This window comes from Arthrobacter koreensis, from assembly GCF_035792275.1.
GTDB lineage: Bacteria > Actinomycetota > Actinomycetes > Actinomycetales > Micrococcaceae > Arthrobacter_B > Arthrobacter_B koreensis_A.
Genome location: NZ_JAMWKK010000006.1, coordinates 139,160 through 162,550, shown reverse-complemented (window position 1 = coordinate 162,550; position 23,391 = coordinate 139,160). Strand labels below are relative to the sequence as shown.

The window sequence follows — 23,391 nt, the reverse complement described above, 5'->3', positions numbered from 1 at the left end:
TTTGACACCGTTATTACTGCGACTTTCCGGAGGTTGACCTGGCGGGGTGAGATCCAGCCGAAGTGCCTCGCCGCGGGGAAGACGGTGAAGTTCGGGCAGCCATAGCAGTAATCCGCTGCGACAGCCTTCAATTCTAGGTTTATACGGGCGGCCACGCAAATGCCCTGGTCCGTACCCTCGCGGGACGAAACCAGATCATGGGCGCGACTTAACGCCTTCCTATCCTAAACGGTGCATGCGCCTGAGCCAAACCGGCTAATCAGCGGAGGGCTTCTCCAGGGCTCCGGCGGCCGTCACGACCGCGATCCCGGTTTCCGGGTCCTCTTTCGCTCCGTCCAGGTCAGTGGCGCCGCCCACTACTGCACCCGAATCCACCACCATGTTCCGCAGCCGGGCGCCCGTGATGACGCGCACGCCGTCGAGCAGCACACAGCCGTGAACCTCGGCTCCGGGCTCGATCCGGCAGTCCGGTCCCACGACGCTCCGGGAGACTTTCCCATCCACACGGGAGCCGGGTGCCAGCAGGCTGGTTTCAACCTGGGCTGCCGCTCCGACGAATGCCGGCAGCCGGCGCGGGGTGGCGGAGAGGATGGGCCAGGCCGGGTCGTCGAAGACCATGCCGTGTCCGTCCAGCAGGTCCATGTGTGCCTGGTGGTAGCTGTCCGGCGTACCCATGTCCCGCCAGTATCCCTCCAGCCGGTGCTCGATGACCTTCTCCCGTTCCACGAGGTAGGGAAGGAGCTGGTCCCCGTAGTCCTCCAGCTGGCCGTCGCGTTCCATGAGTTCTTCCAGGCTGCGCAGCAGCACTTCGGCGTCGTAGAGGAAGATCTCCGCGGCGATCAGGTCCGACTTCGGCTTTTCGGGTTTGTATTCGAATCCGGTGACGGCGCCGTTCTCCACTTCCAGGACACCGTGTTCGGACGGATCATGATTGATGCGGCAGCTCACCACGGTCAGCGCCGCTCCTGCGGAGGTGTGCGCCGCGATAACGTCGCGGTAGTCCAGCCGGTACAGGTGGTCGGCGCTGAGCACCAGGATCAGGTCCGGATCGTATTCGCGGATGTAGTCCACCTGGCGGTACAGGGCGTCGGCGTTGCCTTCGGCGAACCCCTCCCCCTCCGAACCCTGGTACGGCGGCAGCACGCGCAGCCCGCCGTTGGTGCGGTCCAGGTCCCAGGGGCGGCCGCTGACCAGGTGGTCATTCAGGGACTTCGGTTCGTACTGCTCCACGATCCAGACGTCGCTGAGTCCGGAGTTGTGCAGGTTTGAAAGCGGGATGTCGATCAGCCGGTAGGATCCGCCCACCGGCATGGCCGGCTTGGCACGGGTGTCTGTGAGGCTCCCGAGCCTTCCCCCGGATCCTCCGGCAAGGATGATGGTCAGTATCCGCGGCTGGCGCATTCAGGTTCCTTTGGTCGGGGCACCCGGACGGTCCGAGGCCGGATCGAGCAGGGTCAGGATTTTCGTGCCAACCCGGGTCAGGTCTGCCACGTCCTGGTCATCCAGTGCGTCGAAGACCGCTTCGCGGACTGTTTCAACGTGGCCGGGGGCGAGTTCGACCAGCGCTGCCATGCCCTCGTCCGTGAGTGCCGCCGTCGTCACCCGGGCGTCCGTGGGTGACGGGAAGCGGCGCATCCAGCCGCGCTGCTCGAGTTTCTTCACTACGTGGGAGAGGCGGGAGAGGGAAGCGTTGGAGCGCGAAGCGAGTTCGCTCATGGCCAGCTGCTGTCCCTCGGCCTCCGAAGTCATGGCCAGGACGTGGTAGTCGAAGAGGGTGATCCTCGCCCGGCGGAAAAGGTCGGCGTCGAGGGTTCCCGGCAGCCGCGTGGCCACGGCATAGAGCGCCAGCCATGCGCTGCGCTCCTGCGGGGTAAGCCACCGGCCGGACTGCTGTTCGGTCATGGGGCCATTCTCTCACGTCACTTGAGCCTTCAAGCCTCCCCCGGGAGGCCAGTTGGAGTCCTTATCAAGGCTGTATGGGCCCCCAACTGGCCTCTCGCGGAAGCGGAGGTACGATGGCGCTAGCGGGCAGGCTCGCGGTCGTCCGCGACGCCGGCCGAGTCGAACGGCAGCGAGTCCACATCCAGCAGCGGGTTCTCATCCTGGGTTTCAACGAGTTCGCGCGCTTCGGCCTCCGTGGCGACACTCGGCATGGAGCCGGGCATGGGGCGCCGGGCCGATTCCTTCATGATCCCGATGGCGACGGCACCGACGGCGGAGGTCGCCATCAGGTAGTACGCCGGCATCATGTCATTGTCGGTGAGGGTGATCAGGCCCTGCATGATCAGCGGAGCAGTGCCGCCGAAGATGGCCACGGCAAAGTTGTAGGCGATGCCCATGGCGCCGTAGCGGCTGGCCGTGGGGAAGAGCGCCGGCAGGGCCGAGGCAAGGTTGGCCACGTAGAACGTCACCGGAATGGCCAGCAGGCCAAGGCCGAGCAGGGTGGTCCAGATGGGGCCCTGGTCGATGAGGACGAAGGCCGGGATTGCAAGCACGATGGTGCTTCCGGCCCCCATCCACAGCACCGGCCGGCGGCCGATGCGATCCGAAAGGCGCCCGGTCAGCGGGATGCACAGCGCCATCGCCACCAGCACCGGAATGGTGAGCAGGGTGCCGTGGAGCGGATCGTAGCCCTTCGAATCCGTGAGGTAGGAAGGCATGTAGGACGTCAGGGCGTAGCCGACGGTGTTCGCCGCGGCCACGAGGACCATGGCCAGCACGATCGGACGCCAGTAGGTGCGGAAGATGCCGAAGGTTCCCTGAGCGACGGCATCCTTGTCCAGGTCCTTGCCCGCTGCGGAAGCAGCCTGTTCTTCCTGGGCATCCAGGGTGGCCTGGAAGGCGGGGGACTCTTCGATCTTCAGGCGGAAGTAGATGGCAATTGCGCCAAGCGGTCCGGCGATCAGGAACGGGATCCGCCAGCCCCAGTCGAGCATGGTTTCTTCACTGAGGGTCAGCTGCAGGGCAGAGACTGTCAGCGCGCCGAGGGCAAAGCCCATGTAACTGCCCAGGTCCAGGATGCTGGCAAGGAAGCCGCGGCGCTTGTCCGGAGCGTATTCCGAGACGAAGGTAGTGGCGCCCGCGTACTCGCCGCCGGTGCTGAACCCCTGCAGGAGCTTCATGAGGACCAGCAGCACGGGGGCGGCCATGCCAATCTGGGCATAACCGGGGAGCAGGCCAATGACGAAGGTGGACGCGGCCATCATGATCAGCGTGGCGGCCAGCGTTTTCTGCCGGCCGATCCGGTCGCCAATGCGTCCGAAGACGACGCCGCCCAGCGGGCGGGCGATGAAGGTCGCCGCGAACACGCCCAGGCTGAAGAGCAGCTGGGCAGCGGGGTCGGCGTCGGAAAGGAACACGGCACCCATGGTGACGGCCAGGTAGCCGTACACGCCGATGTCGAACCATTCCATGGTGTTGCCGACGACGGTGCCTCCGACGGCTTTCTTCATCATTGAGTGGTCAACGACGTTGACGTCTTCCACCTCAAGGCGGCGCCGGCGAAGCGGGTTGCGCTTCGGCTTACGGGCCGCGGCGCCCGGGAGTGAACCGGGCGGAGCGGTGCTCGAATCAGGTGCTTCCTGCTGCATTTGGGCCTTTTTCTCTAGAGGTCATCTGCGTAGGGCAATTGCATCCCTGCGCCGGCTCCCAGCCGGCAGACCCATAAGTGTAGAAAAGAAGACCCGCATTCCCGAATCGTAAGGGTGCTTATCCATCGATGCGCGCAAGGCCGGGCGGATAGTTGCCAGCAATCATGCGGAATTCGGCATTTATTATGAAGTACGTCACATTGGACGGATTTGGGGCGCGTCGGAGGCGTATTCCGCCCGTGCCGGGACGCGGCTACCCCTGCGGAGTGAGCTGCACCGGAGAGGGAAAACGGGCGCTCAGGTTGTCGCCGGAGGACACCCCTCGCAGGCGCCGGCTGACCCAGGGGCCGAGGTACTCTCGGGCCCAGCGCGCATCGTGCTTTAGCCGCTGGATGCGGTCGCGCGCAGGAAGGGTGTCCAGCTCGGGAACATCCAGCGCATCCGTGGCACGCAGTACTTCAAGGACCTTCTTCGCCGTGAGGATGTGCCCTGCCGGGGACATGTGCAGCCGGTCCACGTCCCAGTACCGCTCGTCCTGCAGGACCTTGAGGCGCCAGTAGTCCACCAGGACCGCTCCGTGGGCGTCTGCGGCCTCACGCACCAGTTCGTTGTACAGTGCGGTGCGGCCCCTGGTCCGGCCGAAAATCGGCGACTGGCCGGAATCGAAACCGGTGAACACCAGCACCGCCGCGCCGGACGCACGCAGGCGGCCGATCGCGGAATCATAGGCCTGGACTATGGCGTCAATGTCCACTTTGGGGCGCAGGATGTCGTTGCCGCCGGCATAGATGCTCACGAGCGTTGGCTCCAGCGCCAGGGCAGGCTCAATCTGCTCGTCGGTGACCTGGCGGAGTTTCTTTCCGCGGATGGCCAGGTTGGCGTATCCCCAGGAGGGGTCCGCCAGAGCGAGCTGCTCCGCGACGCGGTCTGCCCAGCCGCGGACGCCGTTGGGGCGGGCAGGATCCCAGTCCCCCACGCCTTCAGTAAACGAATCTCCAAGGGCCACGTATCGCTGCGAGAAAGTCACCCCCACAGCCTACAAGCCCTTCTACACCCCGCCGGCCGGGCGGCAGTCTAGACTCAGACCCGGAACACTCCCGTCGATCGAAGGGCACCATGTCCAGCCAGTCCCAGACGCAGAACGCGCCCGAACCGGGCACGCGCGCCCCCGGACGGCGCGCCGCCGTCGTCATCAATCCCACGAAGAAGACAGATGTGGACATCCGCGCCCTGGTGGATGAAGTCTGCGCCGGCGAAGGCTGGGAAGCCCCGCTGTGGCTGGAGACCGAGGCAGATGACCCGGGCCATGGAATGGCGCGGAAGGCGCTGGAGGAAGGCGCCGACGTCGTTATCGCCGCGGGCGGCGACGGAACCGTGCGCTGCGTGGCCGCCGAGCTGGCCGGCACCGACACTCCCCTGGGGCTGCTGCCGCTGGGCACCGGCAACCTGCTGGCCCGGAACCTGGACGTGCCGGTCGATGACCCGGAAGGCGCCGCGCGCACGGCACTGACCGGGACCGAACGGCGCATCGACGTGGTCCACGTGAAGGTGGACGAGGCCGTGGACAGCGAGATCTTCCTGGTCATGGCCGGGCTGGGATACGACGCCGTGATGATGGGCGACACGAATACTGCCCTCAAGGACCGCGTGGGATGGCTGGCGTATGTGGACGCCGGCATCCGGAACCTTCCCGGCAAACCCGTGAAGACCATGATTTCGATCGACGGCGGCAAGCCCTTCTCCCGCCGCCTGCGCAGCGTGATGGGCGGGAACTGCGGCAAGATCGTTGGCGGCCTGGAAGTCTTCCCCGGCGCGAAGATCGACGACGGCCTGCTGGACATCATGACCATGGCGCCCAAGGGAAGCCTGGGCTGGCTGTCGGTCGTTGCCGGGCTGCTGCGCCGCGGCAAGGGCCGGGGAACCGCGGTGGAGTATTTCCAGTGCCGCAGTGCGGACATCTGGGCCGACACGCCGCAGGATTTCGAGATGGACGGCGACCACCTGGGCAGCGCCACGCGGCTCTCCCTGCGGGTTGATCCCAGCGCCCTGCGGATCCGGATGCCGCACGGGAAGAAGGACCCGGCGATCCTGACCAATCCGGAGCCCTAGCCTCTTTGCCGTTAAGTGCGTCAGCCCCCGGTCTTCCGGGGGCTGACTGCGTTCGGGCTAGAGCCAGGTCATGGGGTCGATGTACTCGCCGTTGATGAGGACTTCAAAGTGCAGGTGCGGGCCGGTGGAGTTTCCGGTGCTTCCCACGCCGCCAATAACCTCTCCTTCACCAACGGGCTGGCCGGGTGCGACCCAAATGTCATTCAGGTGGTTGTAGGTGGTCTGGACTCCGCCGCCGTGGTCCACCACGATCCGCAGTCCGCCGCCGCCGGTGGTGTGCCAGCCGGCTTCGACGACCGTTCCGGCCCGGGCAGAACGGACTTCTGCGCCGAGTGCGCCGCGGAAGTCGGTGCCGGTGTGCCATTCCTGGCCATAGCCGGTCATCGGGTTGATCCGCCAGCCGAACGGCGAGGTGATCACCATGCCATCCACCGGAACGGAGGGCTTGGCCGGAGGCGCTTCGATGACGGGGGCGGTGGAGCCGGTGCCTCCTTCAGCGGGGGCCGCGGCGGCAGGCTGTTCCTGCGGTTCCGGCAGCGGTTGGGTGTTGACCAGCTGACGCTCGGTGACGGTTTCAGGCGCGGTGACGGTCGCCGCGTTGGCCACGCCGAAGACCATGCCGCTGAGCAGCAGCGAGGCACCGGTTCCCAGTGCAGCTGTCTTGCGGGCGGGGGTGCTGTATTTCCGGGCCTGCCGCAGCAGGTCCTGAAGCTGTGGGGGAAGGGAGAGTTTCAGGTGTTCCGTGTCCGGAACGGCGTGCTTGCCGGTCTTCTGGTACCGGGCCGCCGTTTCAGTGACGTACCGGCGAAGAGCGCCAGCCAAATCACGGGCAGTTTCGTTTACTTTGGGGGTCACTCATACTCCACTGTGGATAGACAACAGTTCTGTCGGTACTGGGTATGCCTCATCCGGGCGTGCGACAGCCCGGCGAAAGTGGAAGTGATTTCCTCCAGTTTAACGAAGCATGCTTCGACAACGGAGCTTTTGTGCGCAACTGAACAGCAGCGCGTGTCAGGTCCTACAGCGCTGCCCGCTGTGCTGGTTCACAGTGGAAAAGAAGGCGGAGCGCCGCCTAGGAAGCTTCGGCGCGTCCCTGCCGCCAGTAACCCATAAAGGCCACCTGCTTGCGGTCGATGCCTGCGTCGCGGACGAGGTAGCGGCGCAGCCCGCGCACCACGGCGGCTTCGCCCGCGATCCAGGCGTAGAACGGCAGCGCTCCGGCAGGGGTATGGGGGCTGGGCGAGTTCTCCACCACCTCGGGGGTGAGCCGTGCAGGGGTCTCCCAGAGGATCACGGAGTCGATGTCCACGTCCTCCAGCTCCTGCCGGCGGGCGGGAACTGGTGCAGCCGCAGCAGTGCGCTCCACGGTGGCGTAGCCCGGAACGGCGACAGCTTCCCTGACTGCAGCTTCAAGCGCTTCGCCATGTGCCCGCCCGTTGCGGGGAAGCCAGGAAATGCGCACCCGGGAGGGTGTCGAAAGCTCCTGGATGTCCGCGGCGTCAGGGACTTCCAGGAGGGCATGTCCGGTGAAGTCTTCGGGCAGGTTCTCCAGGATCGAGGCAATGGCAGGGACGGCAGTTTCGTCTCCGGCGAGGAGCACGTGCTGCGCAAGTCCCGGGCGCCACTCGATGCCGCCGTAGGACTCTGCCGTGACGCAGTGCACAGCATTGGGTCCGATAACCGTGACACGGTCTCCGGGCCGGGCAGCGGCTGCCCAGGTCGATGCCGGACCGCCCACGCCGTCGCCGTCGAAGTGCAGGACGAAGTCGACGTCGATCTCCGGTTCCGGTGAGGAGCAGCGTGAGGCACGGACGGTGTAGGTGCGCATGGATCCGCGTGCGTCGGCGTCCATGGCCAGCCAGTTCCGGTACCACCCTGCGTCATCGCAGTCGATCGGCGGAAGCTGTGCCCGGGTTCCATCCGCTGTCTGCGGCGGAATGACCACCTTGATCCGCAGGTCGTCAGTGCTGCCCTGCACACCGAATTCACGCAGGCACTCCCCGCCGAAGGTGATGCGCTGGAAGTTGGCGCTGAGCCGCTTGACGTTCCGGACCTCGACGTCGAAGGCCAGCACAGCGGCATTCGCGCCCTGGCGCCGTGCCGGGGCAGCTGCCGCTGCCGTCGAGGTGGTGCGGATAGCGGTCATGAAGCTGCCTCCATCGGGTTGCGGGTCTCAAGGCTGGAATCGTGCGGGTTGGGCAGGTAGCCCACGGCTGGTGTCCTGACGGCCGCAGCAGGGCGGGAGTGGTGCCGGCCCACCGGGACCACCATGGGGGTTCCGGCGACGGGATCGGGGATGACGGCGGCTTCCAGGCCGAAGACCTCCTGGACCAGGGCCTCGGTCACCACCTCGGCCGGTGCGCCCTGGGCGGCGATCCGGCCGTCCTTCATGGCGATCAGGTGGTCTGCGTAGCGTGCAGCGAGATTCAGGTCGTGGAGCACGATCACCACGGTGGTGCCGGCGCGCCGGTTCAGGTCCGTGACCAGGTCCAGGACCTCCACCTGGTGCGTGACGTCCAGGAAGGTGGTGGGTTCGTCCAGGAGCAGGATGTCCGTCTGCTGGGCCAGGGCCATGGCAATCCAGACCCGCTGGCGCTGGCCGCCGGACAGCTCATCGATGTCGCGGCCGGCCAGTTCCAGCGTGCCGGTGGCTTCCAGCGCGGCGGCGACGGCGTCGTCGTCCTTTGCGTTCCACTGGCGGAACCAGCCCTGGTGGGGATAGCGGCCGCGGCCCACGAGATCTGCCACGGTAATACCGTCGGGTGCGTTGGGAGTCTGCGGGAGCAGGCCGAGGGTGCGGGCCACTTCACGGCTGGGCATCGAGTTGATGTCCCGGCCGTTTAGTTCCACGGCGCCGGAGACCGGCTTGAGCAGCCGGGCCAGGCCGCGCAGCAGGGTGGACTTGCCGCACGCGTTGGCGCCGACGATCACGGTAATCCGGCCTGCTGGCAGTTCAACGCTGAGACCGTCAACTACTGTCCGGTCTGCGTAGGAGAGCACCAGGTCCCGTGCCTCGAGCTTGTTCTGCATGCTTTAGCCTCCTCGGCCTACACGGTTGGAGCTGACGAGCAGCCACAGCAGGAACGGCGCCCCCAGCGCGCCGGTTACGACGCCGACGGGCAGGGCGCCCGGAAGCACGTTGCCGGCAACGAAGTCAGCAGCCAGCATGATCAGCGCACCGGTGAGTCCGGCGGCGGCCAGCGAGGCGCGGCCGCCGATCAGCCGGCGGGAAATGGGCCCGGCCAGGAAGGCGACGAAGGCAACCGGTCCGGCTGCGGCCGTGGCGACTGCTGCCAGCGCGACGCCGGTAAACAGCAGTCCCGCGCGCGTTCCCTCCACCGGCAGGCCGAGGCCCGCAGCGAAGTCGTCGCCGAGTTCCAGCACCCGCAGGCGCCGGCCCAGCAGGACTGCGGCGGGAAGCAGCACCGCGAGGGCCAGGGCCACGATGCCGGCCCGTTCCCATGTTGCCGAGTTCAGGGACCCGGTCAGCCAGACCAGGGACTCGGCAGCGGTGCGCACATCCGTGCGCGTGAGCAGGAAGTTCACCAGCGCCTGGAGCACGGCGGCGAAGCCGATTCCCATCAGCACCAGCCGGGCACCGGAGGCCCCGCCCTTCCGGCTCAGCAGGTGCAGGGAGACCGCGATGACGCAGGCTCCGGCAAGCGCTGCCAGGGAGACACCGGCGCCCGTGGCGCCAAAGGCCACCATGGCGGTAACTGCCGCTGCGCTGGCACCGTAGCTGATGCCGACAATGTCCGGGCTGGCCAGCGGGTTGCGCAGCATGGTCTGGAAGAGGTGGCCGGAGACGCCGAAGGCCGCGCCGATCAGCACGGCGGTCACGGCACGCGGCAGTTTGCTCTCCATCACGATGAAGGAGGCGCCGGGAATCCTCTCCCCCGCCAGGATGCGCACGAAGTCGGGGATGGTCACGGTGTAGCTGCCCAGCAGCACACCGGCGAAGAACAGCACCACGACGCCGGCCGCCAGGGAAGCGAGCACCACGCGCCGGCGCCGCCCGCTGCGGCGCCGGACCTCGCGAACCGATGCGGCGGCGGAACCGTTCTCCTGGAGCAGGGGTGCGGCGCTCACAGCTCGGCCAGCTTCCGGCGGCGGATGATGGCAATGAAGACCGGTGCGCCGATGACCGCGGTCATGATGCCGACCGGCACCTCGCCCGGCGGGAGAATGAGGCGTCCGACGACGTCGGCCACCAGCAGCAGAACGGGCGCCAGCACGGCGGAGAGCACCAGGATCCAGCGGTAGTCCGGGCCGGCCAGGCCGCGCACCAGGTGCGGGATCACCAGGCCGAGGAACGCGATGGGGCCCGCAGCGGCGGTGGCGGCCCCGCAGAGCAGCACCACGCCCACCGCCATGACTCCGCGCGAAAGGGCAACGTTCTGGCCCAGTCCGCGCGCGACGTCGTCACCCAGGCTCAGGCCGTTCAGGGCCCGGCCGGAAGCGAGCAGGATCACGGCCCCCGCGGCGAGGAAGGGAATCAGGGGAAGCAGGACGTCCCAGCCGCGCCCGGAGACGGTGCCGACCTGCCAGAAACGGAAGGTGTTCAGCGTCTGCTGGCTGGAGACCAGCACGGCCGACAGCAGGCTGGTCAGCCCGGCGGTCAGCGCAGCACCGGCCAGCGCCAGCTTCACCGGTGTTGCCCCCTCCCGGCCCAGCGACGCGACCGCATAGACGACCAGCGCCGCCAGCGCGGTGCCGGCCAGCGCGAACCACACGTACCCGGTGAAGGAGGTGATGCCAAAAACGTACATGGCCGTGACTACTGCGAATGCCGCTCCGGCGTTCAGGCCCATGATTCCGGGGTCTGCCAGCGGGTTGCGCGTCATGCCCTGCAGCGCGGTTCCGGCCAGTCCGAGGGCGGCGCCGATGAGGAGCGCTGCCACGGTGCGCGGGAGCCGGCTGAGGACGACGGCGTGGTCTCCGTTGGCGGGATCAGCGCTGGTCAGCGCCTGCCAGACGCTCTCCAGGGAGAGCGGCCTGGCACCAAGGGCCACGGAGGCGAAAGCAGCGGCGGCCAGGATGGTCAGCGACACTGCCAGCAGGATCACGGGAGAAATCCGGCGGCCGTTCCGGAAGGAGGGCCGGGGGCCGGAAACGGGGGTGCGAACCACGGCCGTTGAGGACACGGCGGCACCTCCTGAAGCCAGCGGTATTTGACTTAAGTAAGGCTAACCTACGGCTGGTCAGATTAAGAAACAGTTCTGTGCCGTATTACTCCCGCCGAGAGGCCAGTTGCGGCTGTTATCAGCCTCCATAGGAGCCGTAACTGGCCTCTCGCGTGGTGGGAGTGTGCACGGCTGGTTGGAAAAAGCCGCTACTCGGCGCCGTGGCCCGGGGTAACTTCCTCGCCCGGGCGGACAGGACCGGGAGCTGTTCCGTTGCCGAACGGACGGCCGCCGAGTGCCTCACGGCCGTGCGGAGTCAGCCAGACGGAGTTATCCGGGCCCTTGGGCACGATCCCGGTGGGATTAATGTCTTCGTGCACGATGTAGTAGTGCTGCTTGATCTGCACAAAGTCCACGGTGTCGCCGAAGCCGGGAGTCTGGAACAGGTCCCGGGCATAGCCCCACAGGTTCGGCATTTCACTGAGCTTGTTCCGGTTGCACTTGAAGTGGCCGTGGTAGACGGCGTCGAACCGGACCAGGGTGGTGAACAGCCGGACGTCGGCTTCGGTGATGGTGTCCCCGATCAGGTAGCGCTGCTTCGAGAGCCTGTCTTCCAGCCAGTCCATGGCAGTCCACAACCGGTCGTACGCGGCGTCGTAGGCTTCCTGCGAGCCGGCAAAACCGCAGCGGTACACACCGTTGTTCACCTCGGTGAAGACGCGCTTGTTAACCTCGCGCATCTCCTCGAGGTGCTCGGCAGGCCACAGGTCCGGGGCGCCGTCGCGGTGGAACTCGGTCCACTCGCTGCTGAAGTCCTCAGTGATCTGCGGGAAATTGTTGGTCACCACGGCGCCCGTGGGGATGTCGACGACGGCGGGAACGGTGATGCCGCGGCTGTAACCGGGAGTGCGGCGGAAGAAGGCCTCCTGCAGGCGCTCAATGCCCAGCACCGGATCCTTGCCGTCCGGATCGAGGTCGAAGGTCCAGCTCCGGGAGTCGTGCGTCGGCCCGGGGGTGCCCAGCGAGATGGCGTCCTCCAGTCCCAGCAGGCGGCGGACAATGATGGTGCGGTTGGCCCACGGGCAGGCGCGGGCAGCGATCAGCCGGTAGCGGCCGGCCTCGACCGGATAGCCGTCCCGTCCGTCGCGGGTGATGCGGGTTTCAATGTAGTTGGTGTCCCGGGTGTACTCCTGCCCCCCGGACACATAGGACCCCTTGGTGCTGTAGTCGGCACCTGTTGCTGCCTGTTCCGATGTCTTCGCCATGATCACTCCGTCGTTCAGCTCCGAGTACCTGCTCTGCCCTCCAGCCTAGCGCCCTGCCAGCGGCGGCAGTTGAGCTGTAGAGTCGTGGACCAACAGCACTGCGGAGCGGAACCGTGGGTTCGAAGAACGAAGGGACTTTCTTGATGCGTGTAGCCGTCCTCGGAGCCACTGGAAATGTGGGGACCGCCGTCCTGCGCCGGCTGCAGGCTGCCCGGGCTGAGCACCCCGGCGGCCTGGAGATCATCGGAGTCGCCCGGCGGATTCCGTCCCAGCCCACTGGACCCTATGAGGGCGTTCAGTGGCACAGCATCGATGTCGCTTCCCGGGCAGGCGCCGAAGAACTCACTGAGGTGCTGCGCGGCGTGGACGCCGTGATCCACCTGGTGTGGGCCATCCAGCCGAACCGGGATGAAGCGGAGCTGCACCGGATCAACGTCCGCGGCACGCAGAACATGCTGGCGGCCGCCGCCGAGGCCGGAGTCAGGCAGGTTGTCTGCGCTTCATCCGTGGGTGCCTATTCCCCTGCACCCAAGGACCGGCTGACCGATGAGTCCTGGCCGGCCCGCGGCATCGCCACCTCGCACTACAGCCGGCACAAGGGCGAGCAGGAAGAACTGCTGGATGACTTCGAGCGGCACTACCCGGAAATCCGGGTGGCGCGGCTGCGTCCGGGACTCATCTTCCAGTCCGACGCCGGCAGCGAGATTGGCCGGTATTTCCTCGGTCCGCTGGTTCCCCGGTCCATCCTGAACAAGCTGAGCCTGCCGATCATCCCGCTGCCTGCGGAATTCTCCTTCCAGGTGGTTCACGCGGATGACATCGCCGACGCGTACTGGCGGGTGGTGGACCAGCGGGCGGAGGGCGCCTTCAACATCGCCGCGGATCCCGTGTTCACGCCCGAAATCCTGGCGGGAATGCTGGGCGCACGCCGGATCATCAACATCCCGGTCGGAGTTATCCGGGCAATCGTGGGCCTCACCTGGGCTGCCCGGCTGCAGGCTACGGACCCGGGCTGGATCGACATGGCTGCCGGCGCCCCGCTCATGGACACCACCCGGGCCCGTGAGGTACTGGGCTGGCAGCCGAAGCGCAGTTCCCTGCGCGCATTCCAGGATGTACTGGACGGACTGAGCGAGCAGGCCGGCGTGCCGGCGTCGCCGCTGCTGGGTCCCGGCCGCTAGCAGCTTTGCTTCGGCGGCCCCTGACGGGGCCGCTGCCAGGCCTGCCGGCAGGCGGCGGCCCGCGGGCGTCTAGTAGCGTGGATCCAATGGTTTCCCCTCACCCTGCCCCGCTGCCCCCGCCGTCCAAACCTGAGCGTCCCGTCCGCTCCGGTGTTACCCACGCCGGCCGTGGAGCCCTCATCGGCCTGGTGGAACTCGTCCCCGGAGTCTCCGGCGGCACAGTTGCCCTGGTCCTCGGTGTCTTCGACCGGCTGATCGCGTCGGCGAACCACTTCATCAGCGGGGCCGTGCACCTGGTCATCCGGCGGGACCGGGCCGGCGCTGTCCGCAAGGCCTCTGGCGTGGAGTGGAACCTGCTGCTCCCGCTGGTTGCCGGAATGTTCCTCGCCCTGATCTTCCTGTCCGGGCCGCTGCATTCCTTCGTGGAGGGCCAGCCGGAGATCGCCAGTGCGTTGTTCTTCGGCATGGTGGCCGCCAGCCTCGTTGTCCCGATCAGCATGGCCCGTGCGGCAGCCCCGGCCGGGCCGGCGACTGCTGCGGGCAGGCTCGCAGGCCCAGCAGTGGTGCTGGTGACAGCGGCAGCCGCCTTTGTGCTGCTGGGCGTTCCGGCCCTGCAGATCGAGAACCACTCCTGGTGGGTTCTGGTCCTCAGCGGCGCGATCGCCGTCTGCGCCCTGGCCCTGCCGGGTCTTTCAGGGTCCTTCCTGCTGCTGACCTTCGGCATGTACGAGCCCACCCTCGAAGCCGTAAGCAACCGGGATCTGGGATACCTCGCCTTCTTCACCGCCGGAGCGGTCATTGGCCTGGGATCATTTGTCCGGCTGCTGCATTACCTGCTGCGGGTCCACCGCCGGGCAGTCCTGCTGGTAGCGACCGGGCTCATCCTCGGTTCCATCCGGGCCCTGTGGCCCTGGCAGGAGAACAGCGCGCTGCTTCCGCCTGACGATGCGTGGCTTCTGCCGCTCGCAGCCTCCCTCACGGGTGCCGCGGTGGTCCTGCTCCTGTGGTTCGCCCAGTCCCGAGCTGAGGCGAAGTCCATCACCGCATAGCCGACCGGCAAGGCTCCGGTCCGCTGCGGCGGGCCGGGAAACCCGGCTACAGGTCGTCGTCGTAATCCTTGCCCGCATGCTGCTGGCGCAGCTCGCGGCCCTGCTGGACGTCCTTCTCTTCCTGTTCCGCCCGCTTGTCGCTCTGGCGGGTGTCCCGCGGCGGCAGCTGAATCGAGTGCTCCGCCTGGATTCCTGCCTGCAGCTCCCGCCCGCGTTCCACCTCGGCGTCGAACTCGGCGCCGAAGAGCAGCGAAATGTTGGCCAGCCAGATCCACAGCAGCAGCACGATCACGCCGCCAATGGCACCGTAGGTGGCGTTGTAGCTGCCGAAGTTGCCCACATAGAACGCGAAACCAAGGGTGGCGACGGCAAGCACGATCAGGGCAAGAAACGCACCCATGCTCATCCAGCGGAACTTCGGCTGCTTGACGTTGGGGGTGGCGTAGTAGAGCAGGGCAATCAGGGTCACCGCAAAGAGGACCATTACCGGCCACTTGGCGATGTTCCAGACCAGCAGGGCCTGGCTGCCGAGTCCGATGAAGTTGCCGATCGATTCGGCAATGGGCCCGCTGACCACCAGCATGATGAGCAGGCTCGCTGCCAGCAGGATCATGACCAGAGTGACCAGGAGCTGCAGGGGGCGAAGCTTCCAGATGGGCCGGCCCTCTTCGACCTCATAGATGCGGTTCATGGCCCGCCCGAACGCGCCGACATAGCCGGAGGCAGACCACAGCGCGCCGGCAATACCAACAAACAGGGCCAGGCCTGCGCCGCGGGAGGACGTCAGCTGCTCAATCGGACCTTCCAGAACCGTTACGGCTTCCGCCGGAGCGAAGCCGCGGAGATAGTCGAGCATCGCGTCGGTGGTCGTTTCAGCCTGCCCCACGAGCCCCAGGATGGAGACCATGGCCAGCAGCCCGGGGAACAGGGACAGGACGGTGTAGTAGGTCAGCGCGGCGGCGAGGTCGGTGCACTGGTCCTTGGAGAACTCCCGGGCCGTCTTCTTGAAGATGTACATCCAGCTGGGTTTGGTGACCTCAGCCGGGGTGTCCGGCTTTGACGCCGTTTCGAGCGATGCTCCGTCCTTCTGGTCGGAGTTGTCCTGCTGAGCCATGGGCCCCTCCTGGCGCTGGTCGAGTCCGGGATACCCATCGTATTGCTAAGCAGGCTTATGTCCAAGCAGCCCCGCCGGTCTCACCAGCCCTTGTAGTAATCCTCCAGCTGGGCTTCTTCCTCCGCCGTGAGGGCGCCGTCGTGGTCCATGTCCGGCGAGTCCTCGATCGCTTTGCGGGAGTAGTTCACGTACAGGTCATCCTCGTCCCGGCGGGATCCCTGGAGCGGCACGAAGTACTGGCGGCCTTCGAACAGGCCCAGCGCCACCGTGATCCAGGCCGGCTGGCCCGTGGCCCGGTCCAGGTGGACGTTGCCCACCAGCCCCAGCCGTTCGCCGTCCTTCGCCCAGACGTTTGAGCCCTGCAGTTCGTGGATCACATACTGGTCAACCATGCCGGTGGCTCCTTGTCCGCGTGCTTCACGCAGCTTCGCCGCAACCCGGGCGGCTGCGCCTGGATATCATTCCAGCCCGCCGCACCCCCGCCTTGTCAACACCTAGCGGTCCGCGTGCTCATCCCGGTCTTCCCAGGCGTCCTGTCCGGGACCGGCAAAACTGCGGTTCCGCTCCACCGCGTCAATGCTCCCGGTGAACAGCTGGGACGTGCTCGTGTCCTCCGGGCCGCCGCTGCGCCGCGGCCCGGGACGTGAGGGCTCCCTGGCAGGAGCAGGTTCGCGCAGCTGCTCGAAGCGCTGCCGCGGGAGTGCAGCCGGGTGTTCTTCCTGCAGGAAGGAGACCATGGATTCCCGGACCAGGCAGCGGAGGTCGAAGAGTGTTCCCGAATCCGGTGCTGAAACCAGGATGCGTACCCGGATCAGGCCCTGGACGGCGTCAGTGACCTGCAGGACCCCGGTGCGTCCGTCCCAGAGGTCCGTTCCGGCCAGGATGCGCTTCAGTTCTTCGCGCATTGCTGCCACCGGGGATTCCCAGTCAAGGTCCAGCTCGACTGTGCCCAGGATGGCGGACTGCTTGCGGGTCCAGTTCTCAAACGGCGTGGAGGTGAAGTAGGTGGAGGGCAGGATCAGCCGGCGGTCGTCCCAGATGTGCACCACCACGTAGGTCATGGTGATTTCCTCAATGGTGCCCCACTGCCCCTCCACCACAACGACGTCGTCCACGCGGATCGCGTCCGTGAAGGCGAGCTGGAGACCGGCGAAGACGTTTCCCAGGGTGCTTTGGACGGCAAGGCCGGCGACGATCGAGAGCAGGCCGGCGGAGGCCAGCAGGCCGGCACCGAGGGCACGGACTTCGTCGATGGTCAGGAGCACGCAGGCAACGGCCACGGTGATGATCAGCGCGACGGCGACCCGGCGGCCCAGGATCACCTGGGTCTTCAGCCGCCGCAGCCGCCGGTTGTCCTTGGTGTCAGTGCTGTATTTGGTGAGGATGACTGCCTCGACAATCAGCAGGGCAACGACGGCGAGCCAGCAGATCGCGGCGATCAGGCTGATCACCAGCACGTAGTCCAGCGTTCCGTACCAGGATTCCGAGCGGGCCGTGGCTCCGAGCGCGATCCGGGCGCCGATCAGGGCCAGGACCAGGCGCAGCGGGTTCCGCCCCAGGGCGGTGACTTCACGGATGTGCGGGACCTTGCGGAAGATCCGGGCGGCTGAGCCGCGGACGATCCGGGCTGCGATCAGGGCAGCTGCCACCGCGAGGAGGACGGCGATCAGCGGGCGGAGCGGATCGATTGCGTCTAGGAATTCCTGCATGATGCCGATCATGGCAAACGCCCCGGGGGGCCTGTCCAATTCTGTGATCCTCAACGCGAAAGCGCCCCTCCGGACGAACCGGAGGAGCGCTTTCGGAATACCGGGGTGTTTACTTGACCTGCGCGGCAGCCTCGCCCAGCATCGGAACGAAGTTGTCCAGGGCGTAGGGGATGCTCAGTACGTTGGCGGCTGAGATGGACAGCGTCAGGGTGTTGTCCGAATCGGCTACCAGCCCACCGTTCTTCACGGCCGGGATCTGGCTCAGCAGCGGATCGGAAACAATTGCATCCTTGGCGGCGTCGTCAGCAACCCAGCTCACGAAGAGGTCTGCTTCGAGCTCATTGGCGCGCTCCGGGGACCAGGTCAGGTAGAACGCATCCGCGGGGGCGTTTTCGTCCACGATCGGCGCCTGGACCATGCCGAGTTCCTTCAGGAACTTGGGCCGGTTGTCACCGGAGGTGTAGATGGAGATCTGGTCTGCTCCGGCCGTGGTGTCCAGGTTGCCGTAGATGAAGCTGGTGCCGGCGAGCTCCGGGTATTCGGCAGCCTTGTCGGCGATGGCCTTTTCGGTGTCTTCGACCAGCTTGGCTGCTTCGTCGCTCTTGCCCAGGGCTTCGCCGATCATCTCGGCGGAGTCCTGCCAGGAGGTGTAGTACGGGGTTTCGGGGTAGGCGACAACCGGAGCGATGGCGCTGAGCTTGTCGTATTCTTCCTCGGTGATGCCGGAATAGGCGGCGAGGATGACGTCCGGCGTGGTGGCCGCGATCTCGTCGAAGTTGATGCCGTCGGTCTCCGAGTACTGAACCGGAGCGTTCTCGGATCCGATAGGTGCCCCCAGTTCCTCCAGCGCGTCATCGATCCACGGCGTGGTGCCGTTTTCGTTGCCGCCCCACTCGTATTCCGGCATGCCAACGGGCACAACGCCCAGGGCCAGTGCCGTATCGGTGTTCACCCAGGAGACGGTAGCGACGCGCTCCGGGACCGACTCAATGGTGGTCTCGCCGAAGGCGTGCTCGATGGTGACGGGGAACTGGTCGCTGGAGCCGGCGGTGCTTCCGGTGCCTGCATCCGAGGACGACCCGGTGGAGCAGGCGGAAAGGGACAGCGCGGCGACGGCGGCGACGGCCGCAAGGCTGCGCATGCGGGACAGGGCCATTTTTGGGCTCCTTGATAGTGCAGTGTGGACGGGGAGGCCGGCACTTTTATCCGGCAAGGTAAGGCTAACCTATGACGGCGGGAAATACGCAAAACAGATGTGCCCTAATGGTCACAATCACGGCCGCGGCCGCAGGAGGCGGCGCAGATCCACCGCCGGATCCGCCAGTGCGGCAGCGTCCACGGGCTTGCCGAGCGCGATCAGCCGGCGGGCCGCCCTGAGTGAATTCCCGGCGTCGACCCCTGCCGCCCCGGCCAGTGTCCCGTTCGGCGCAATCCGGAAGACCACGTATCCGGGGCCGGGCTTTCCACGCTCCACACTTGACCCGTCTGCGGACATGGCGCCTACGGCTTCGGCATGGACGCCGTAGCGGTCGGTCCAGAACCAGGGGACGGCATCTTCCGCAGGCTCCTGGCCCAGGATTCCCGCTGCCGCTGCCTGGCCGGAGCGCACAGCTGCGTCCCAGTGCTCACTGCGCCGCTCCAGGACGTCGCCGGTCCGGCGGCGGACTGCGTCGCCTGCAGCGAAGACGCGGGGGTGGCTGGTTCGCCCTGCACGGTTCACCACAATGCCGTCATCAACCTCCAGCCCGGCGGCCTCCGCGAGTCCGGTGTCCGGGACCATGCCCACCGCGGCCAGCACGGTATCCGCTCTCACGGAGCTGCCGTCTTCCAGCAGCACCGCCAGCGCACCGCCGTCGGCCACGACGTCCACGGGCAGCGCGGTGACCGGCTCAACCCCGGACCGGGCGTGGAGGGAATGCAGGTAGGCGGCAAGTTCCGGCCCCACGGCAGGTACCAGCGGCACAGGAACCGGATCAATGAGTACGACGGCGGTGCCGCCGGCCGCGGCCGTCGCGGCGACTTCGGCCCCGATGAGTCCGGCGCCAATGATGACCAGGCGCTTGCCGGCACCCAGCCGGCCGCGCAATGCATCGGCGTCGGAACGGCTGCGCAGGGTGTGGAGCAGGCCGGCGCCCGGGAACGGCAGTTCCCGGGCGGTGCCGCCGGTAGCCAGCAGCAGGACATCGGCCTGGATTTCCCCGCCGCCGGCCAGGACCGCCGTCCCGGAATCCGGGTCGATCCGCACCGCGGCTTCGGCAGTTACCTCGACGGAGTTGCTTTCATACCAGGACTCTTCGGCGAGCGCGAGTGATTCGCCCGCTCCCCCGGCGAGGTAGGCCTTGCTAAGCGGCGGCCGGTCATAGGGCGTACCCGCCGGGTCAAGCAGCTGGATGCGCCCGCCGAATCCGCGCCGGCGCAGTTCAGCCGCGGCACTGAAACCCGCGGGCCCGGCTCCGATGACCGCTACGGAGCGGGGCTCGGCGTCGGACATCCGCTAGGATCCGGCGGGGGCTGTGCCCGGGTAGAGAATGACGTCGCCGTCCACGACCTCCACACGGTGCGCAACGGCATCCACCGTGGCAGGAAGGCAGAGGGCAGCCCCGGTCTTGAGGCAGAAGCGGGCGGAGTGGACCGGGCATTCAACTTCCCCGTCCTCGATCCAGCCCTCGGCGAGCGAAGCCTCTTCATGGGTGCACGTGTCGTTCAGGGCATAGAACCCGCCGTCGTCACTGTGGAAGACGGCAATGTCATCGGCAGTCCCGGTGGTGGTTGAGTCCACCGTGATGGCTTCGCCTTCGTCAATGTCAGCTGCTGCAGCTACGCGGATTCCTTCGCTCATGGCTTCCACGTTACCGCGCGCAGCGGCCCCGCCCAGAGCTGCAGGCAACTAGGCACCGGCAGATCCCGCGGTGCCGTACTGGCGGTTGCCCTCCAGTTCCGAAATCAGCGAAATAAGTTCCTGGCGCAGTGCCGGCCGGAGTTCAGCCGTAAGGCTCTGGTCTTCCAGGCGGATTGCCTGTCCCAGCGCTTCGCGGCCGTACTCGGAAATATGCACTGCCCGTTTAGGCGCCTCGGCGCCGTCGCCCACCTCGTAGACGAGTCCCTGGGAGCGCATGCTCACCAGCGTTGTTCCCAGTGTCTGTGCGGTTACCCGGAGCCTGCGCGCCAGTTCTGCCCGGCGCATTGGTCCAAAGTCGCGCAGCACCTTTAAGGCCGTGACCCTTTCCTGGGTCAGTCCCATGGCCCGCAGCCGGTTATCCATCTCCCGGCGCAGCATCCGGGCTGCCGTTGACAGCAGCCGGACGGCTTCCCAATCCCCCTCGTTCTGCATACCTGGTCTCCCCCTGAGATAGCTGTGGCTGGTGTTCCAATTTCCTCAGTGTACTTACTATCCAAACCGCAGTCGGGGGGTGCCTGTCAAGCTCGGCGTCCGTCAGGCGCCGGCAAAGCTCCGGAATCGGTCCACGGACCCGGGCGCGCCGGAAATCTCCACCCGCGCAGCCGATCGGCGGCCCATTGCGTGCAGCGCCAGCTCCGTAACCGGCCCGGTTATGGTCACCGGCGCGTCGCCCCGGCGGACCCTCGCCTGCTCTCCGCCGGGCAGCTGCACCACCACGCCGACGGGACTGCGCAGGTATCCCATACGCGCCATGAGCGGCAGCCGGCGGCGCAGTTCAGCTTCCTCCCCCGCCGGGATCCCGCGGGGCGCTGCCTCTCCGGTTCCCCGCCGGATGTCCTCATGGTGCACAAAGAATTCAAGGAGGTTGACGGCGTCGCCTCCCCAGCGCATCGGCGAGATGCCCTGGGCTCCGGCAGCGAACCGGTCTACCAGCTCCCGGTACCCGGGCTCTGTGCCTGCCTGCGCCGCCAGCGCGTTCAGGCTGTGCTCATGCCCCGGTTTGTCGCGCCGGACGGCATCTCCGACCATCATCCAGGGCCGCTCCTCACGCATGACCAGGTGGGCCAGCAGCCTGCTCACGTTCCACCCCTCGCACAGGGTGGGCGCCTGGGGGTCCGTGCCGTGCAGCGTCCGGACCATTGCCTCGCGTTCGGTTTCCATCCATGCCATGCCCGGTACCCTACATGGCCGCGCGCTGTGGCCATGGGGAGCCCCGGACGGGATTGGCTACCGGCCGGTACCGGTTCTCCGGATACCCCTTTACCGGCCAGTAGGAGCGCGTAGCATGGCTGGCACAGCCAGCGGAGGCTGCCTGGGGAGCGGCCCTGACCAGTCCAGAACTTAGGGGAAAACATGAGTTCCACTAATCTGCAGGATGCCCAAAACACCGGCGAGGACGACTCGGTCCGCCGCCTCCGGGAACGCAAGGTCAGCGAGAAAGACGCCCGCGAAGTTGCCGAGGCGTCCCGCATCACCGACGAACAGCGGCCCAGCTTCGCCAAGGGAATTTACCTGGGCGACTTCAACCTCTCACTGATCCGCCCGCATCCGGCGCCCGCTCCGGCGGAAGTGGCACGCTCGGAGAAGTTCCTGGCAGAACTGACCGAATACTGCGCCACCATGGACGGCCAGCTGATCGAGCGCACCGGCCTGATCCCCGACGAGTACCTGGCCGGCCTGGCCGAGCTGGGGGTCTTCGGCCTCAAGATCCCGCAGGAGTACGGCGGCCTGGGGCTTTCGCTTCTCTACTACGGCCGGGCGCTGATGATCCTGGGCACGGTCCATCCGAGCCTCGGCGCCCTGGTTTCGGCGGACCTTTCGATTGGGGTTCCGGAGCCGGTCAAGGTCTTCGGCAGCGAGGAACAGCGCCGGGAATACCTGCCGCGCTGCGCCGCCGGGGCCATCACGGCATTCCTCCTCACCGAACCCGACGTCGGCTCCGATCCGGCGCGCATGCGCACCACCGCTGTTCCTTCCGCCGACGGAAGCGAATACGTGCTGGACGGCGTCAAGCTGTGGACCACCAACGGAGTGATCGCTGAGCTGGTCGTCGTGATGGCCGCGGTGCCGCCGCATGACGGGCAGAAGGGCGGAATCAGCGCGTTCATCGTGGAGATGGACTCCCCCGGGATCAGTGTGGAGAACCGCAACAACTTCATGGGCCTGCGCGGGATCGAAAACGGGGTGACCCGCCTGCAGGGCGTCCGTGTCCCCGCGGCCAACCGGGTGGGACGCGAAGGCCAGGGCCTCAAGATCGCGCTGACCACCCTGAACACGGGACGCCTCTCCATCCCGGCGATGTGCGCCGCCGGCGGCAAGTGGTCGCTGAAGATTGCCCGCGGCTGGTCCAATGCGCGGGAACAGTGGGGCCGGCCCATCGGGCGGCATGAGGCGGTGGGGAAGAAACTCGCCTTCATTGCCGCCACTACCTTCGCGCTGGAGTCAGTCTTTGAGCTCTCTGCCGAAATGGCCGACGCCGGCACCAAGGACATCCGGATCGAGGCGGCGCTGGCCAAGCTCTGGGCCAGCGAAATGGCGTACAACATCGCCGACGAACTGGTCCAGGTCCGCGGCGGACGCGGCTTCGAGACGGCAGCCTCCCTGGCCGCACGCGGGGAACGTGCAGTCGCCGCCGAACAGCAGCTGCGCGACCTCCGGATCAACCGGGTCTTCGAGGGGTCCACCGAAATCATGCACCTGCTCATCGCGCGCGAGGCCGTTGATTCCCATTTGAAGGCGGCCGGGGACCTCGCTGTGGCGGACGCTTCGCTGTCCCGGAAGGTGCAGGCCGGAGCAAAGGCGAGCGGTTTCTACGGCAAGTGGCTGCCCACCCTGGCGGTGGGAAACGGCAACGTCCCGACGTCGTACGCGGAGTTCGGGCCGCTGGCCAAGCACCTGCGCTACGCCGAGCGGGCGTCCCGCAAACTCGCGCGCTCCACGTTCTACGGCATGGCCCGCTGGCAGGCCGGACTAGAACACCACCAGGCGTTCCTGGGCAGGATTGTGGACATCGGCGCGGAGCTGTTCGCCATGTCCGCGTCCTGCATGAAGGCAGAGACCATCCGCCGCCGGGACGCAGCGGAAGGCGCCGGGGCCTACGAGCTGGCCGACGCTTTCTGCGCCCAGTCGAGGGTGCGCGTGGATGCCCTCTTCACCGAGCTCTGGAGCAATTCGGATGCCGAGGACCACAGGCTCTCCAAGAAGGTCCTGGACGGGCGCTACACCTGGCTGGAGGAGGGTGTGCTGGACCAGTCCGAAGGAACCGGGCCGTGGATTTCAACGACCGCGTCCGACGGCGAACCCAAAGAGAACCTGCACCGCAAGTACCGTTGAGCGGACCGCGTGCCCCGGA

The 23,391-nt window shown here is 67.0% G+C and carries 22 protein-coding genes; 4 read left to right on the top strand and 18 right to left on the bottom strand.

What is annotated here, in order from left to right; genetic code table 11:
- Positions 1–255: 255 nt before the first annotated feature.
- From NGB94_RS08455 to NGB94_RS08440, 4 genes are all read right to left on the bottom strand, one after another.
- Positions 256–1,401 carry a glucose-1-phosphate adenylyltransferase family protein gene (locus NGB94_RS08455; RefSeq protein WP_325790177.1) on the bottom strand — a complete coding sequence of 382 codons (1,146 nt, stop codon included), beginning with the start codon at positions 1,399–1,401 and terminating at the stop codon, positions 256–258.
- On the bottom strand, positions 1,402–1,902 hold the full coding sequence (locus NGB94_RS08450; RefSeq protein WP_325790176.1) for a MarR family winged helix-turn-helix transcriptional regulator: 501 nt from the start codon (positions 1,900–1,902) through the stop codon (positions 1,402–1,404). It lies immediately after the preceding gene.
- Between the two features lie 119 nt (positions 1,903–2,021).
- Positions 2,022–3,590, bottom strand: a complete 1,569-nt coding sequence (locus NGB94_RS08445; RefSeq protein ID WP_325790175.1) for an MFS transporter — start codon at positions 3,588–3,590, stop codon at positions 2,022–2,024.
- Positions 3,591–3,843: 253 nt separating this feature from the next.
- A complete protein-coding gene (locus NGB94_RS08440) occupies positions 3,844–4,617 on the bottom strand; it encodes an SGNH/GDSL hydrolase family protein (protein WP_325790174.1) in 774 nt (257 codons plus the stop codon).
- Positions 4,618–4,706: 89 nt separating this feature from the next.
- Here NGB94_RS08440 and NGB94_RS08435 point away from each other — a divergent pair, with 89 nt between their 5' ends.
- Positions 4,707–5,699 carry a diacylglycerol/lipid kinase family protein gene (locus NGB94_RS08435; RefSeq protein ID WP_325790173.1) on the top strand — a complete coding sequence of 331 codons (993 nt, stop codon included), beginning with the start codon at positions 4,707–4,709 and terminating at the stop codon, positions 5,697–5,699.
- Positions 5,700–5,756: 57 nt separating this feature from the next.
- Here the strand turns inward: NGB94_RS08435 and NGB94_RS08430 are convergent, their stop codons facing one another.
- The 6 genes from NGB94_RS08430 to NGB94_RS08405 form a co-directional block, all read right to left on the bottom strand.
- Positions 5,757–6,554, bottom strand: coding sequence for a M23 family metallopeptidase (locus NGB94_RS08430; RefSeq protein ID WP_325790172.1), 798 nt, complete (start codon positions 6,552–6,554; stop codon positions 5,757–5,759).
- 217 nt (positions 6,555–6,771) lie between these two features.
- Positions 6,772–7,845, bottom strand: a complete 1,074-nt coding sequence (locus NGB94_RS08425; protein WP_325790171.1) for a siderophore-interacting protein — start codon at positions 7,843–7,845, stop codon at positions 6,772–6,774.
- Positions 7,842–8,729, bottom strand: coding sequence for an ABC transporter ATP-binding protein (locus tag NGB94_RS08420; protein WP_325790170.1), 888 nt, complete (start codon positions 8,727–8,729; stop codon positions 7,842–7,844). Before NGB94_RS08420 ends, NGB94_RS08425 begins: the two co-directional genes overlap by 4 nt.
- A gap of 3 nt (positions 8,730–8,732) precedes the next feature.
- Positions 8,733–9,701, bottom strand: a complete 969-nt coding sequence (locus NGB94_RS08415; protein WP_325790199.1) for a FecCD family ABC transporter permease — start codon at positions 9,699–9,701, stop codon at positions 8,733–8,735.
- Positions 9,702–9,784: 83 nt separating this feature from the next.
- Positions 9,785–10,774, bottom strand: a complete 990-nt coding sequence (locus NGB94_RS08410) for an iron ABC transporter permease (RefSeq protein WP_325790198.1) — start codon at positions 10,772–10,774, stop codon at positions 9,785–9,787.
- 257 nt (positions 10,775–11,031) lie between these two features.
- On the bottom strand, positions 11,032–12,087 hold the full coding sequence (locus tag NGB94_RS08405) for a glutathione S-transferase family protein (protein WP_325790169.1): 1,056 nt from the start codon (positions 12,085–12,087) through the stop codon (positions 11,032–11,034).
- Between the two features lie 143 nt (positions 12,088–12,230).
- Here NGB94_RS08405 and NGB94_RS08400 point away from each other — a divergent pair, with 143 nt between their 5' ends.
- Together NGB94_RS08400 and NGB94_RS08395 are read left to right on the top strand one after the other, a co-directional pair.
- A complete protein-coding gene (locus NGB94_RS08400) occupies positions 12,231–13,268 on the top strand; it encodes an NAD-dependent epimerase/dehydratase family protein (RefSeq protein WP_325790168.1) in 1,038 nt (345 codons plus the stop codon).
- A gap of 86 nt (positions 13,269–13,354) precedes the next feature.
- Entirely contained in the window at positions 13,355–14,317 is a 963-nt protein-coding gene (locus tag NGB94_RS08395) for a DUF368 domain-containing protein (RefSeq protein WP_325790167.1), read from the top strand.
- 46 nt (positions 14,318–14,363) lie between these two features.
- Here the strand turns inward: NGB94_RS08395 and NGB94_RS08390 are convergent, their stop codons facing one another.
- The 8 genes from NGB94_RS08390 to NGB94_RS08355 all read right to left on the bottom strand — a co-directional run bounded on the left by NGB94_RS08390 (position 14,364) and on the right by NGB94_RS08355 (position 21,209).
- Positions 14,364–15,431 (bottom strand): YihY/virulence factor BrkB family protein, encoded by a 1,068-nt coding sequence (locus NGB94_RS08390; protein WP_325790166.1) that lies wholly within the window; start codon positions 15,429–15,431, stop codon positions 14,364–14,366.
- 80 nt (positions 15,432–15,511) lie between these two features.
- Positions 15,512–15,823, bottom strand: a complete 312-nt coding sequence (locus tag NGB94_RS08385) for a PRC-barrel domain-containing protein (protein ID WP_325790165.1) — start codon at positions 15,821–15,823, stop codon at positions 15,512–15,514.
- 102 nt (positions 15,824–15,925) lie between these two features.
- Entirely contained in the window at positions 15,926–17,179 is a 1,254-nt protein-coding gene (locus tag NGB94_RS08380; RefSeq protein WP_325790164.1) for a mechanosensitive ion channel family protein, read from the bottom strand.
- 70 nt (positions 17,180–17,249) lie between these two features.
- Positions 17,250–18,296, bottom strand: a complete 1,047-nt coding sequence (locus NGB94_RS08375; protein ID WP_325790163.1) for an iron-siderophore ABC transporter substrate-binding protein — start codon at positions 18,294–18,296, stop codon at positions 17,250–17,252.
- Positions 18,297–18,413: 117 nt separating this feature from the next.
- Entirely contained in the window at positions 18,414–19,631 is a 1,218-nt protein-coding gene (locus tag NGB94_RS08370) for an NAD(P)/FAD-dependent oxidoreductase (RefSeq protein WP_325790162.1), read from the bottom strand.
- A gap of 3 nt (positions 19,632–19,634) precedes the next feature.
- Positions 19,635–19,979, bottom strand: coding sequence for a bifunctional 3-phenylpropionate/cinnamic acid dioxygenase ferredoxin subunit (locus NGB94_RS08365; protein ID WP_325790161.1), 345 nt, complete (start codon positions 19,977–19,979; stop codon positions 19,635–19,637).
- A 48-nt stretch (positions 19,980–20,027) separates the two neighbouring features.
- The gene (locus NGB94_RS08360; protein WP_325790160.1) at positions 20,028–20,471 is read right to left on the bottom strand and encodes a MarR family winged helix-turn-helix transcriptional regulator; all 444 of its coding nucleotides are present in this window, start codon (positions 20,469–20,471) and stop codon (positions 20,028–20,030) included.
- A 102-nt stretch (positions 20,472–20,573) separates the two neighbouring features.
- Positions 20,574–21,209: a TIGR03085 family metal-binding protein gene (locus NGB94_RS08355; protein ID WP_325790159.1), complete on the bottom strand. Its 636-nt coding sequence runs from the start codon at positions 21,207–21,209 to the stop codon at positions 20,574–20,576.
- A 183-nt stretch (positions 21,210–21,392) separates the two neighbouring features.
- Between NGB94_RS08355 and NGB94_RS08350 the strand changes: the two genes are divergently transcribed.
- On the top strand, positions 21,393–23,372 hold the full coding sequence (locus NGB94_RS08350) for an acyl-CoA dehydrogenase family protein (protein ID WP_325790158.1): 1,980 nt from the start codon (positions 21,393–21,395) through the stop codon (positions 23,370–23,372).
- The last annotated feature ends 19 nt before the right edge of the window (positions 23,373–23,391 follow it).

Coding starts and splice junctions, on each gene's coding strand:
- NGB94_RS08375 (WP_325790163.1), bottom strand. CDS start 18,296: ATGGCCCTGTCCCGCATGCGCAGCCTTGCGGCCGTCGCCGCCGTCGCC.
- NGB94_RS08360 (WP_325790160.1), bottom strand. CDS start 20,471: ATGCAGAACGAGGGGGATTGGGAAGCCGTCCGGCTGCTGTCAACGGCA.
- NGB94_RS08445 (WP_325790175.1), bottom strand. CDS start 3,590: ATGCAGCAGGAAGCACCTGATTCGAGCACCGCTCCGCCCGGTTCACTC.
- NGB94_RS08355 (WP_325790159.1), bottom strand. CDS start 21,209: ATGGCATGGATGGAAACCGAACGCGAGGCAATGGTCCGGACGCTGCAC.
- NGB94_RS08420 (WP_325790170.1), bottom strand. CDS start 8,729: ATGCAGAACAAGCTCGAGGCACGGGACCTGGTGCTCTCCTACGCAGAC.
- NGB94_RS08400 (WP_325790168.1), top strand. CDS start 12,231: ATGCGTGTAGCCGTCCTCGGAGCCACTGGAAATGTGGGGACCGCCGTC.
- NGB94_RS08405 (WP_325790169.1), bottom strand. CDS start 12,087: ATGGCGAAGACATCGGAACAGGCAGCAACAGGTGCCGACTACAGCACC.
- NGB94_RS08370 (WP_325790162.1), bottom strand. CDS start 19,631: ATGTCCGACGCCGAGCCCCGCTCCGTAGCGGTCATCGGAGCCGGGCCC.
- NGB94_RS08385 (WP_325790165.1), bottom strand. CDS start 15,823: ATGGTTGACCAGTATGTGATCCACGAACTGCAGGGCTCAAACGTCTGG.
- NGB94_RS08390 (WP_325790166.1), bottom strand. CDS start 15,431: ATGGCTCAGCAGGACAACTCCGACCAGAAGGACGGAGCATCGCTCGAA.
- NGB94_RS08425 (WP_325790171.1), bottom strand. CDS start 7,845: ATGACCGCTATCCGCACCACCTCGACGGCAGCGGCAGCTGCCCCGGCA.
- NGB94_RS08455 (WP_325790177.1), bottom strand. CDS start 1,401: ATGCGCCAGCCGCGGATACTGACCATCATCCTTGCCGGAGGATCCGGG.
- NGB94_RS08350 (WP_325790158.1), top strand. CDS start 21,393: ATGAGTTCCACTAATCTGCAGGATGCCCAAAACACCGGCGAGGACGAC.
- NGB94_RS08395 (WP_325790167.1), top strand. CDS start 13,355: ATGGTTTCCCCTCACCCTGCCCCGCTGCCCCCGCCGTCCAAACCTGAG.
- NGB94_RS08435 (WP_325790173.1), top strand. CDS start 4,707: ATGTCCAGCCAGTCCCAGACGCAGAACGCGCCCGAACCGGGCACGCGC.
- NGB94_RS08450 (WP_325790176.1), bottom strand. CDS start 1,902: ATGACCGAACAGCAGTCCGGCCGGTGGCTTACCCCGCAGGAGCGCAGC.
- NGB94_RS08365 (WP_325790161.1), bottom strand. CDS start 19,979: ATGAGCGAAGGAATCCGCGTAGCTGCAGCAGCTGACATTGACGAAGGC.